Genomic DNA, 11,425 nt, shown 5'->3' with positions numbered 1-11,425 from the left:
AAATGTACCATAACAAAAAGTTTAACAATGCTGATGAGCTGATTGAAGCAATCAAGGAATACATCGAGTATTACAACAACGATCGAATTAAGCAGAAACTAAAAGGCCTGAGTCCGATAGCGTATCGAAATCAGGCCTTGAAAGCCGCTTAGAACAGAGTCCAACTTTATGGGGTCAGTTCATTACCAAGGTTTGGTAACGAGGCTTTTTATTATCAACTCAACCTAATTTAATGCTTGTGATGGCTATGCTCATGATGATGGTGCTCTAGATCCTCATGAGACGGTTGTTCTTCTCCGGGGTAATACAAGCCCATGTCCTGACGTACTTCATCAAGCGTTGCTAATAATGCCAAACTGTCTTGCCAGCTATGATTGGGGCTTTGTAGCAGACCTTCTTCCAGACAACGGTTAACCTCATCGACTTCAAATTGATAGCCCATACCAGGGAAATCAAATTCAACGGCGCGTTCATTTTTAGCCTCATCCACTATGCGACACGACTTTGCACAGAACCATTCAGAGTCAATTTCAATATAACCTTTTGTGCCAGATAAAATCGCTCGATTCGGGTGACAAGAAATCAAGGACGCTTCTAAGGAAGCCAGCTGCCCGTTTTCCCACCCCAATAAAATTTGCTCAAATACATCCACATCCGTGTCACCAATGACGGCTTGATTCTGAACAAAATCCGGCTTTCCAAAGAACAACTGAGCTAAAAAGACAGGATAAATGCCCACATCCAACAAAGCTCCGCCACCCAGTTCAAGATTCATTAATCTGTGATTCCGATCCGTTGGTGCGACAAAATTGAAACTCGCCTGAATGCTTTGCAAATGGCCGATTTCACCTTCTTCAACCCATTCTAATACTTGCTCGATCACAGGATTAAAACGTGTCCACATAGCCTCCATCACAAACACTTCATGTCGTTCTGCCAACTCATAAAGTTCGCTCGCTTGGGCTTCATTTAGAGTGAAAGGCTTCTCACACAAGACCGCTTTACCCGCTAAAATACAAGCTTTTGCTAGGTCATAGTGATGTACATGTGGGGTGGCAATATAAATCACATCGACTTCATGGCTATTGATCAAAGAGAAGTAATCCACAAACGCCAGTTCTATGTCATATTTCGCCGAAAAAGCATCTGCAGACGCTTTATTTCTTGAAGCGACTGCCCTAAGCTCTCCCGACTTCACATAACGGAAATCACTCGCAAATGCATTGGCGATTTGCCCTGTACCGATAATGCCCCAGCGTAATGTCTTCATCGCTTCCCCCTTAACCTAACCAAATGCGGTCATTTCAGACGAAACAACCGAGCTGTAAAAATGCCCTAAGTTTGACCCTAAAGGTCATTATAGTCCACTGGCATTTTCTAACGCTTGAATTCGCGCCATCAAGCTTAATACCTGAGACTCCAATTCATTGACTCTGCTTTCAAGAGACGCATTACTCAAGGGATATGAATCCTCTTTAGATGAGACCGCGACAACTCGCTCAGAGTCCATGCAAAAACACTCTTGAAAACGTGCCTCCCGCTTACCCGCTTGCTTAGGTAAGACCTCAACATAAGGTCCTCCTACCATGTTTTTCAGTGCTTCCAGAGCCGCTTCTACCTCTTCTCTCGATTCAAAATCATGTAAACGCCCACTCCGAGAACGCAGCTCACCCGGTGTTTGTGGCCCTCGTAAAAACAGCAGACAAATCACGGCGGTTTGTGCTGCATTCAATTTCAGGTCCGAAAACTCAGTATTACAGAATCGATGTTGATATTTGCTCACTCGACTGTGTCCACCAGCCACTTCGGTGATCAATCCACGCTCAACTAAAGAGTCCACTGCGTCCTGGACTTCATGTTCTGACAAGTTCATCACAGGCTCACGGTTGGACTTTTGGTTACACGCGGTTTGTAATGAATTAAGACTCAGCGGATAGTATTCTGGTGTCGTAATGGCTTTCTCGATGAGGCAACCAATAACACGCATTTCAATAAAATTAATTTCATGGTAGCTCATAATCTTCCCTACTTTTGTTTACGAATGACCAATTTAAAGGGCATGATTAATAGCGCTTTAAATGAATTAGGTTGGTATGTTTTAGTATTAGGCAAGCCAATGCGAATAGCCGCATCTCCTCCAAGCGCTTGCTGACATTTAGTCGCAAATAGTCCATCCCAAATACTCAGAAAAAAACCAAAATTGCGGTTTGCTTCTTCGTCTCGACGCGAATGATGAATTCGATGCATGTCTGGTGTCACGAGAACCCGCCGGACGATGGATTCCACTTGACGCGGTAAGCGAGCATTAGTGTGATTAAACATGGCTGAAGCGTTCAGTAAAATATCAAACAGCAAAACCGCAATAACAGGAATTCCCAACAGATAAATGGCAGTCGCTTTAATCACCAAAGATAAAATGATTTCAATAGGATGGAAACGTACGGCCGAGCTCACGTCTAACTCAGGATCGGAATGGTGAACGCGATGAATCCGCCACAGCCAAGGGATTCGGTGAAACAGCCTATGTTGCCAATAGATCAAACCATCCAGACAAACAATACTGAATAAAATCGTCAGCCAAGTAGGCCAAGCCAATTGAGAGAATAATCCAGTCTCATTGCTGAATACAGCAACAAAGGACAACAGAAGGGGTTGAATAAGGCGAACGCAAATCGCCCCTAAAACTAACAAGGATAAATTGTGAGGCCAACGTTTACGCCACAATAATAAGGCACTTCTCGGTTGCCACCATTGCCAACCAATTAAGCCTAAAAAAATGATCGCAAAAAAACCAAAACGAACAGAAAAATCAATCATTTAGCACACAAACAAGTTGATACTTAAAGCAGTGTATCCCTCTATGCCAAAGACCATCATGAATGAGTGAATCGCACTCCTGCGATGCACAATAAAATAGGACTGACACTCGCGTTATAAGTTCCTTAAAACGGGCACGATGACATGATCATCAATACAAACATGCCCATCTCATAACAAGCCGCACCTCTTCTACGTATCAAACAACCTTCGCTAAGGCCGCTTCAATACGATCTAAAGCTTGCTGAAGAAGACTCATCGGACAACCAAAGTTTAGCCTAACAAATGAGGCGTTGCCGAAGTCCTTACCCGATGAAACACCTACGCCAGCGTTTAAAAAAAATTCATATGGATCTTCAACAGGTAAGTCAGAGGCATCAATCCAAGCAAGATAGGTTCCTTCTAAGTGGTTCATCTTCAGAGGTGTATTAGCCAAACGCTGAGCCAAGTAATCGCGGTTGTGACGCAAATACTCCAACAAGCTCCGATGCCACTGTTGCCCATCTTCATAAGCAGATGTGGCTGCGGTTAGACCTAACATATTTGGAGAAGCAACTAAGCCCGCTCGAGCTTGTTTAAATGTTTGTCGCAACTGGGCATTTTCTATCACCGCAAACGCATAACCTAGTCCCGCGATGTTAAAGGTTTTACTTGGTGCCATTAACGTGATCGTACGTTGAGCCGCATCCTCATTTAAACTAGCAAAAGGAATGTGAGGCAACTCTTCTAAGATAAGATCACAATGAATTTCATCACTGACCACCAATAAATCGTATTTCTCAGCAATCGAGTGCATGGCGAGCAATTCTTCACGGCGAAATACCGTACCACCAGGATTATGAGGGTTGCATAACAGCACCATCTTACTGTTTTGCAGAGCACATGCCGCTTCAAAAGCTTGCATATCAGGCAACCAACGATCGTCCTGTAATACCATGTCGATGGTATGCAGTTCACGGCCTGCAAGCTCTGGCGCTTTCGTCAAATGATAATACACAGGCCCAGGCACGACGATGCCATCACCTTTTTCAGAAAAGATTTGAACACTTAAATGTAGAGCACAAACTAATCCAGGCAAATGCACTAAATGACCACCAGAAATGGACCAAGCATAACGAGTCTTAAGATGGTTCTGAATGGCCAGAACTAAAGCCTTCGGGGTATGAGTATAACCGAACACCCCTTGCTCAACTCGCTCTTTAAGCGCGGCTTTGATGCACTCAGGCGCATCAAAATCCATGTCCGCCACCCACATTGGAATCACTTGTTCAGGGTATTTTGCCCACTTATCACTACTCATTTCAGAACGATCAATCACACGGTCAAATACACGGTCAAATACAGAAGAAGATACATCCATCAGGCAAAGCTCCACTCATCAGTTTAATCTTCATCATACCCAGTTCATTGATAAATAACGAGAACTTGTGAGTATCGTACGACCCTCTTTTTTACCCCCTTCTAAATGAAGCCGCGATCAAAATATTCCAACGAAATCACACGCTTCTCAGGGAAGTTTGACCAATAAATGCAAAAATTTGCTTATTTTTTATCCCAAACCGACATAAGACTTCACAAAAAAGACTTGAAAAAATTTTGAAATGATATTTTTTACAATTAAATCAAATAGTTAAATTAGTTAGAGAACTAATATTTAGAATTGTCAAGGGTTGACCTAAATTGCACAATCGGCCTAGTATAGTTTTCGTTAAACAGCTGTTTAATAAAAAGGTTCATCAATGCCCAAAGTAGGAATGCCCGAGATACGTAAGCCTCAGCTCATCGAGGCCGCTATTAAAGCCATTGATAAATATGGCTTTTCTGGTGCTACCGTCAGTGTTATTGGCAAAAAGGCAGGTGTCTCACCGGCTATTATTAACCATTACTTTGGTGGCAAAGACGGTCTGTTCGAAGAAACCATGAAAAGCCTGATACGTGAATTTTTTGAAGTTTTATCTGACGAAGTCATGAAATCGAAAGATAAACCCGCTAAAGATAAAGTGATGGCTATAGTTAAAGCTGGTTTTAGTCAATCTCAAACCCACCCTCAAGTCGTCAAAACTTGGATGGGCTTTTGGGCATCAGCCATGCACACTCCATCACTGTTTCGTTTACAACGTGTTTACTCTAAGCGCCTTCAAAGCGCTTTGGTGCATGTATTAAGAACGGAATTTCCTGTAGCACAAGCTCGTAATGTGGCTTGCACTGTAGCGGCGATGATTGACGGTATGTGGTTACAAGGGTCTTTGGCTGGCGGTATCCATAAAGAAACATCAGCTAAACTCATACAAGATTACTTAGATTTGGTCATGCCTGATAGAGGCTATCGTCCACATTAAATAAAAGTAAATGCTAAAAATGGTCGAATAATACACCATGGAGCAAGGTAGAAAGCGTTATATTGCAATGACAGTATGGCACTAATCAATTTTTGATTATCACAAAAGAGAGGGTAAGGTATGTTAAACAAAGCAACAAAAACCGCGATCGCTATTAGTTTGGCTAGTGTGTCAGGCTTCACCATGGCAGCAAGCTGCTCAACGGTACGTTTTTCTGACGTAGGTTGGACTGATATCACAGCAACAACCGCCATTACTAGCGAAGTGGTAGAAGGCTTAGGATACAAATCCAAAACGCAATTGCTTTCTGTTCCAGTCACTTACACTTCACTTGCCAACGGTGACATTGATGTTTTCCTAGGTAACTGGATGCCAACCATGCAGGCCGATATCGAACCTTACCTAAAGGCCGGCACGGTTGAAGACCTTGGTCCAAACCTAAAAGGTGCAAAATATACCTTAGCGGTTAGCAAAAACGCTTATGACGCAGGGGTAACGGACTTTGCGGCCATTGCTAAACACCGTAAAGATTTCTCTGGTCGTATCTACGGTATTGAACCGGGCAACGACGGTAACCGCATCATTCAAGACATGATCGATTCAAATGCCTTTGCCCTTGGCGATTTCCAATTAGTCGAATCAAGTGAAGCTGGCATGCTGTCACAAGTTAGCCGTAACACTCGCCGTGGTAAGTGGATTGTGTTTCTAGGTTGGGCACCACACCCAATGAACGCCAACTTCGATATGGAATACCTAGCCGGTGGCGATGACTATTTCGGTCCTAATTTCGGCGGTGCGAACGTGCACACCAATATCCGCAAAGGCTACATAGAAGAATGCCCAAATGTTGGTAAATTGCTGACTAATTTGAAATTCTCATTGCCAATGGAAAACGAAGTCATGGGTGCCATTCTTGACGATGGCAAAAAGCCTAATGTAGCGGCTCGTGACTGGTTAAAAGCGAACCCTGGTGTACTTGATGCTTGGTTAGAAGGCGTTAAGACTACCTCTGGTAGCAATGGCCTAAGTGCGGTTAAAGCACACCTAGGGCTTTAATACCCTCATAGTAATACTACAACATGCTATGCCGTAACTTTATGGCATAGCATGTCTTATTTAATCTTCGGGAGAACACTTATATGAATTGGCTGACGGATAATAAAATTCCTCTTGGCGCTTGGATGGAAAACTTTGTCGATTGGCTAGTTGATGCGGCTTCCGTTTTTTTTGACCTGGTTTCAATCACACTAGAAACGATGATTATTTCTATGGTTGATGCCATTGAGTGGCTTCATCCGTTAGTCGTCATTGGCGTTGTATTAGTAGGCGCTTGGTTTCTTCATCGCAGTATCGGCCTACTGGTTTTCATTGCCGCGGCGTTGTTATTAATTATTAATATGGGCTATTGGGTTGAGACCATTCAAACGTTAGTACTGGTTGTTTCCGCCACCGCCATAAGTGTCCTCATCGGTGTGCCGATTGGCATCGCAGCTGCGCATCGACCTTGGCTTTATACTTTATTGCGCCCTATATTGGATTTAATGCAAACCATTCCAACCTTTGTTTACCTTATCCCAACCCTTATTTTATTTGGCTTAGGCTACGTACCTGGCCTGATCTCAACCATTATATTTGCTATTGCCGCACCGATTCGTCTGACTTACCTTGGTGTCAGCAAGGTACCAAACGAGTTGTTAGAAGCCGGCTTAGCCTTCGGTTGTACCAAATCCAAACTGCTTTACAAAGTTGAGCTACCAGCGGCCATGCCAAGCATTATGGCAGGGGTAACTCAATGCATCATGCTGTCCCTTTCCATGGTGGTCATTGCGGCTCTAGTTGGCGCAGATGGACTCGGTAAGCCTGTCGTTCGCGCATTGAATACTGTAAACATCTCCCAAGGTTTTGAAGCCGGTGTTGCCATTGTACTAGTGGCCATCATTCTAGACCGTATCTGTAAAACCCCATCCGTTAAGAACGAGGTTTAATTCATGACTGTTGTATCCATTGAAAATGTCGACATTGTTTTCGGCGACAATCAAGAAAAAACCTTACCCTTAATGGACAAAGGTCACAGCCGTGATGAAATTCTAGGCATGTCAGGCGATGTCGTTGGTGTGCAAAATGCCAACATCGAAGTTAATGAAGGTGAAATCTGTGTACTGATGGGCCTATCAGGCTCAGGTAAGTCGACACTTCTTCGAGCCGTGAATGGCTTAAATAAAATCGCCCGTGGTCGCTGCCTAGTCAGAGATGGCGATAAGATGATTGACATGGCAAAGTGTGACGAGACCACGTTACGTCATATGCGTACTCATCGTGTCTCTATGGTGTTCCAAAGTTTTGCGCTGATGCCTTGGCTTACCGTACTAGAGAACGTGGCTTTCGGACTCGAAATGCAAGGCATGCCAAAAGAGCAACGTCTCCAAAAAGCTCGTGAACAATTGAAGATGGTGAGCTTGGACCAGTGGGCCGATAAAAAGCCTGACGAGCTATCCGGTGGTATGCGTCAACGCGTTGGTTTGGCACGTGCTTTTGTCATGGACACAGACGTACTCCTAATGGATGAACCTTTTTCGGCACTAGACCCTTTAATTCGCGCTCAGCTACAAGACGAGTTAATCGAACTTCAGAAGCGTCTAAATAAAACCATTATTTTTGTCAGCCATGATCTAGACGAAGCGCTTAAGATCGGCACTAAAATCGCCATCATGGAATCGGCTCGTATTATTCAAGAAGATACGCCGGAACAAATCGTCTTGAATCCAGCAACAGAATACGTTGAGAAGTTTGTTGCGCACACTAACCCACTCAATGTACTTCGTGGCCGCTCTTTGATGACACCAATTGATCAATTAGCGGTAAAAGATGGCCGTATCATGGTCACTGATAACGCTTGGATAGAATTGGATAACGGCAAGCTAATCAAAGCTCATAATAGCAATGGTGAAATGGCGACCGTGGATTGGACGCCTGAGACCATTTTAGCCAACACACCAAAAGACGCTGTTTTCCTTGTGCCAGCAAACATTGCCATGCGAGAAGCGGTTGAAATTCGTTATCACGCCGACCAATTTATGATTCTCATGGAAGGAGATCAATGTCTTGGCGTGTTACAGGATCATAACTTCTATCATGCCTTACTAGGTAAGCATTTCGGACGAGACGAAAGCCTCTAATCTCCCCTAAAAGCGAACCAAATTGGTTCGCTTTTTTATATTGAGTCTTCACACTTCCCTCGCTTTTATAGTACTTTTCAAGCAGATCAAAAAAACCGTTTACAGACAAAGAATAAGCATTGCATTCAGAAAATCTATCGGTATAGTCTGCCGAAATATTAACCAGCTGCTTTTTTCAGATTTTCCAGTGAAATGAACAAGGACATGACATGTTAAAGCAAACCCTGCTGCCTATCTGGAGCTTACTCTTTGGCATTGCCATTTTAACCATAGCCAGCGCCCTGCAAAGCTCGCTTATCGGTATCCGTGCGTCCATTGAAGAGTTCAATACGTCCGCCACAGGGTTAATTATGTCGGCCTATTATTTAGGCTTCATTGTGGGTTCCTTGATAGTGCCAAACTGGATCAAGAACGTTGGCCACATTCGAGTGTTTGCGGCCGTGGCTTCCCTGGCTTCCATTACCATCTTAATGCAGTCCGTGTTGGTTAATCCTTGGTTTTGGATCTTTATGCGCATGTGTACTGGGTTATGCTACGCCGCCTTATTTATTGTTACCGAAAGCTGGCTAAATGAGATTTCCACCAATACCACTCGCGGTCGTTTATTCTCCATTTATATTATTGAAATTTGGGCCTGTCAGACTTTAGGTCAAGCACTGCTGAACATTGCTTCGCCTGGTGGTTACGGACTTTTTATCTTAACGTCCGTACTGATTTCTTTGGCTTTGGTACCGTTATTATTGGTCAGAACACCATCGCCAACCATTGATATTCCAGAAAAACTCAACATCATGGGCTTAGTCCGAACCGCACCACTTGGTGTGACAGGGGTCACTATTGCCGGTATCACATCAGGTGCTATGCTCAGCTTAGGGGCGTTGTATGCCAAAAGTATCGGCATGAACATCATCCAAATATCCCTGTTTACGGGGGCCAGCTACATAGGCGGCATGTTATTACAATGGCCAATTGGCTTATTATCAGACCGCCAAGATCGACGGGTAACCATTTTGTGGGTGGCCATTGTCGGTGGCGTAACCGCACTTATTGTGCCGTTTGGCTATAACATGGATAACCAGATCATCATGATGGTCGGGATGTTTATGATTGGTGCCTTTATCTTTCCCATGTATTCACTGGCATCGTCACACATTAATGATCAGCTTAGACCTGAACAAATTTTATCCGCCAGTAGCGGCATTATCTTGCTCAATGGCGTTGGCGGAATGATTGGTCCTTTAGTGGCTGCTATCTTGATGGACTGGATCAGCTTAAACGCGCTTTTCTGGTTCGTGTCTTTCATGAACATTTTTGTCATTCTCGTCGCTTTGTACCGAATTAATGCGCAACCTGCGATGGTTATCGAAGATCAAGGGGATCAAATTCCAGTGGCTCTGACCGTGTCGTCTGTTGCCACCGCAGAGATGCTAGTCGAGGCCGACTCTTCCATTCAGACCGAAGAGAAAAGCCACGAGGTGGAGATCAAACTCTAATCAGCCCCTTATAAGCCACCCTCCTTAGAGAGGCTGGGTGGCAATTTGAAAAGCAATAAACCAGATCAACAACGCATTGATGCGATTAAACCAACGCCAAAAGCTCGCTTTCTCCAGCAGGGCGGCACATAAACGTCCAACCAACGCCAAAGATAAAAACCATACAATGGATGCCAATATCCCGCCAATGACAAACTGCCATTTTTCGGCTTGCCACTGGTTGGCCAAACTGCCAATTAAAATCATGGTATCTAAATAAAAATGTGGGTTTAACCAAGTTACGGCTAAGGCCATCATTAACAGAGGCCAAAGAGCGAGTTTTTTAGTATACAGTTCCAAAATTAAATGCTCTTCCAAAAAAGACGCTCGCCATTTCCCGTAAGCAAACCAAGCCAAAAATGCAACACCGCCCCAACGAGAGATCGTCAATAACCAATCATGCGTTTGTAACAACAACCCAAGTCCAAATGCTCCTAACATCATGGAAATCGCATCACTGACAATAAATAATAATGCCAAGGGAAACGCATAATGACGTTTTAGCGCTTGCTCTAATAGAAAACTGTTCTGCGCCCCCACCGCAATAATCAAACCACCGCATGTGATTGCACCACTCATTAAAGCCAACATAAGCTCACCTCCTAATAATTGGCTTGATCTTATGCAAAGAGAGCTATAAATTAAAATTAATTAAATTAAAACTACATTAGTAAAACTTATGTTCGATTATAAAGCACTCGTCAGCTTACAAGCGGTGGTTAAATTTCAGAGCTTTGACAAGGCGGCAACGGCACTTCACATTACCCAGTCAGCGGTATCGCAAAACATTAAACGCCTAGAGTTGGAATACGGTCGTCCGTTACTGATTCGCGCCAGACCGGTGATGGCAACCCCTTTAGGAGAAAAGCTTCTTGCTCATATAAACAAGGTGAGTCTGCTGGAAGAGGTCTTACAGGAAAGCATTCAAGGAGAAGTCAGTCACCAACCACTCAATATTGCGACTAACAATGACGTGCTTGCCACCTGGTTTATTCAGGTGATGCAAGAATTTGCTAACATCAGTACCACCAAACTACACATCAAAGCGGCTGACCAATTACAAACTCGCAGCATGCTACAGAGTGGCCAAGTGGTGGCTTGTTTAAGTCAAATTGGTACGCCTGTCGCGGGTGGTGATGTGTGCTTTTTGGGATATATGAGTTACGAACTGGTCGCGACCCAATCTTTTATTGATCACTATCTTAAGGGTGACATCAGTGTCCACTCCGTCGCGAACTCTCCTTCTCTAGTCTATAACGAAAATGACGAATTATGGGAACGTTATCAAACAGAGTGTCTAAAGATAAAAGCCGATGTCAACAACAGTCATTGGTACCCGTCTTCCCACGGTTTTGTCGAACTTGTCATGGGTGGCACAGTCTGTGCTTTAGTCCCTAGTGTCCAAGTTAAACAACAGTTAGAAAACGGGCAGCTGATTTCCCTGTTTCCAAGTGACAAAATCGCCTTGCCACTTTATTGGCATTGGTACAAACTTAACGCCCCAATATTGGATCGCTTAACTAAGGTGATAAAAACTGTCACACAAGATGTCCTATACTAA

General features: G+C 43.9%; 12 protein-coding genes. 7 read left to right on the top strand and 5 right to left on the bottom strand.

The features are described from left to right. Nucleotides 1-2: 2 nt before the first annotated feature. Complete coding sequence (locus tag OA79_RS18140; RefSeq protein ID WP_156486294.1) at nt 3-152, top strand: IS3 family transposase; 150 nt, start codon at nt 3-5, stop codon at nt 150-152. Nucleotides 153-229: 77 nt separating this feature from the next. On the opposite strand, the gene OA79_RS17400 is transcribed toward OA79_RS18140, so the two are convergent. The 4 genes from OA79_RS17400 to OA79_RS17385 form a co-directional block, all read right to left on the bottom strand. Continuing rightward, nucleotides 230-1,270: a Gfo/Idh/MocA family protein gene (locus OA79_RS17400; protein ID WP_063334489.1), complete on the bottom strand. Its 1,041-nt coding sequence runs from the start codon at nt 1,268-1,270 to the stop codon at nt 230-232. A gap of 87 nt (nt 1,271-1,357) precedes the next feature. Then, nucleotides 1,358-2,017 carry a YceH family protein gene (locus OA79_RS17395; protein ID WP_063334488.1) on the bottom strand — a complete coding sequence of 220 codons (660 nt, stop codon included), beginning with the start codon at nt 2,015-2,017 and terminating at the stop codon, nt 1,358-1,360. Between the two features lie 8 nt (nt 2,018-2,025). Continuing rightward, nucleotides 2,026-2,817, bottom strand: coding sequence for a sterol desaturase family protein (locus tag OA79_RS17390; protein ID WP_063334487.1), 792 nt, complete (start codon nt 2,815-2,817; stop codon nt 2,026-2,028). Nucleotides 2,818-3,016: 199 nt separating this feature from the next. Next, nucleotides 3,017-4,177 (bottom strand): MalY/PatB family protein, encoded by a 1,161-nt coding sequence (locus OA79_RS17385; RefSeq protein ID WP_063334486.1) that lies wholly within the window; start codon nt 4,175-4,177, stop codon nt 3,017-3,019. Nucleotides 4,178-4,556: 379 nt separating this feature from the next. Between OA79_RS17385 and betI the strand changes: the two genes are divergently transcribed. The 5 genes from betI to OA79_RS17360 all read left to right on the top strand — a co-directional run bounded on the left by betI (nt 4,557) and on the right by OA79_RS17360 (nt 9,825). Beyond that, entirely contained in the window at nt 4,557-5,156 is a 600-nt protein-coding gene (gene betI / locus OA79_RS17380) for a transcriptional regulator BetI (protein ID WP_063334485.1), read from the top strand. Nucleotides 5,157-5,276: 120 nt separating this feature from the next. After that, nucleotides 5,277-6,212, top strand: a complete 936-nt coding sequence (locus OA79_RS17375) for a choline ABC transporter substrate-binding protein (protein ID WP_063334484.1) — start codon at nt 5,277-5,279, stop codon at nt 6,210-6,212. 83 nt (nt 6,213-6,295) lie between these two features. Beyond that, the gene (gene choW, locus OA79_RS17370; protein WP_063334483.1) at nt 6,296-7,141 is read left to right on the top strand and encodes a choline ABC transporter permease subunit; all 846 of its coding nucleotides are present in this window, start codon (nt 6,296-6,298) and stop codon (nt 7,139-7,141) included. Between the two features lie 3 nt (nt 7,142-7,144). Continuing rightward, nucleotides 7,145-8,332 (top strand): choline ABC transporter ATP-binding protein, encoded by a 1,188-nt coding sequence (choV, locus tag OA79_RS17365; protein WP_063334482.1) that lies wholly within the window; start codon nt 7,145-7,147, stop codon nt 8,330-8,332. Nucleotides 8,333-8,541: 209 nt separating this feature from the next. Next, on the top strand, nt 8,542-9,825 hold the full coding sequence (locus tag OA79_RS17360; RefSeq protein ID WP_063334481.1) for an MFS transporter: 1,284 nt from the start codon (nt 8,542-8,544) through the stop codon (nt 9,823-9,825). Nucleotides 9,826-9,849: 24 nt separating this feature from the next. Here the strand turns inward: OA79_RS17360 and OA79_RS17355 are convergent, their stop codons facing one another. Further along, nucleotides 9,850-10,455 carry a LysE/ArgO family amino acid transporter gene (locus OA79_RS17355; RefSeq protein WP_063334480.1) on the bottom strand — a complete coding sequence of 202 codons (606 nt, stop codon included), beginning with the start codon at nt 10,453-10,455 and terminating at the stop codon, nt 9,850-9,852. Between the two features lie 88 nt (nt 10,456-10,543). On the opposite strand from OA79_RS17355, the gene OA79_RS17350 reads away from it, so the two are divergent. Next, nucleotides 10,544-11,425, top strand: a complete 882-nt coding sequence (locus OA79_RS17350) for an ArgP/LysG family DNA-binding transcriptional regulator (RefSeq protein WP_063334479.1) — start codon at nt 10,544-10,546, stop codon at nt 11,423-11,425.

Origin of the sequence: Marinomonas sp. TW1 (assembly GCF_001625355.1) — a bacterium.
Taxonomy (GTDB): Bacteria; Pseudomonadota; Gammaproteobacteria; order Pseudomonadales; family Marinomonadaceae; genus Marinomonas.
The sequence above is the reverse complement of the archived record's forward strand: the minus strand, read 5'-3'. Positions and strand labels throughout refer to the sequence as shown.

What these genes read in the sequence shown, in the direction of transcription:
- OA79_RS17390 (WP_063334487.1), bottom strand. Translation starts at nt 2,817, where the DNA reads ATGATTGATTTTTCTGTTCGTTTTGGTTTTTTTGCGATCATTTTTTTA.
- OA79_RS18140 (WP_156486294.1), top strand. Translation starts at nt 3, where the DNA reads ATGTACCATAACAAAAAGTTTAACAATGCTGATGAGCTGATTGAAGCA.
- OA79_RS17400 (WP_063334489.1), bottom strand. Translation starts at nt 1,270, where the DNA reads ATGAAGACATTACGCTGGGGCATTATCGGTACAGGGCAAATCGCCAAT.
- OA79_RS17350 (WP_063334479.1), top strand. Translation starts at nt 10,544, where the DNA reads ATGTTCGATTATAAAGCACTCGTCAGCTTACAAGCGGTGGTTAAATTT.
- betI (WP_063334485.1), top strand. Translation starts at nt 4,557, where the DNA reads ATGCCCAAAGTAGGAATGCCCGAGATACGTAAGCCTCAGCTCATCGAG.
- choW (WP_063334483.1), top strand. Translation starts at nt 6,296, where the DNA reads ATGAATTGGCTGACGGATAATAAAATTCCTCTTGGCGCTTGGATGGAA.
- choV (WP_063334482.1), top strand. Translation starts at nt 7,145, where the DNA reads ATGACTGTTGTATCCATTGAAAATGTCGACATTGTTTTCGGCGACAAT.
- OA79_RS17355 (WP_063334480.1), bottom strand. Translation starts at nt 10,455, where the DNA reads ATGTTGGCTTTAATGAGTGGTGCAATCACATGCGGTGGTTTGATTATT.
- OA79_RS17375 (WP_063334484.1), top strand. Translation starts at nt 5,277, where the DNA reads ATGTTAAACAAAGCAACAAAAACCGCGATCGCTATTAGTTTGGCTAGT.
- OA79_RS17385 (WP_063334486.1), bottom strand. Translation starts at nt 4,177, where the DNA reads ATGGATGTATCTTCTTCTGTATTTGACCGTGTATTTGACCGTGTGATT.
- OA79_RS17395 (WP_063334488.1), bottom strand. Translation starts at nt 2,017, where the DNA reads ATGAGCTACCATGAAATTAATTTTATTGAAATGCGTGTTATTGGTTGC.
- OA79_RS17360 (WP_063334481.1), top strand. Translation starts at nt 8,542, where the DNA reads ATGTTAAAGCAAACCCTGCTGCCTATCTGGAGCTTACTCTTTGGCATT.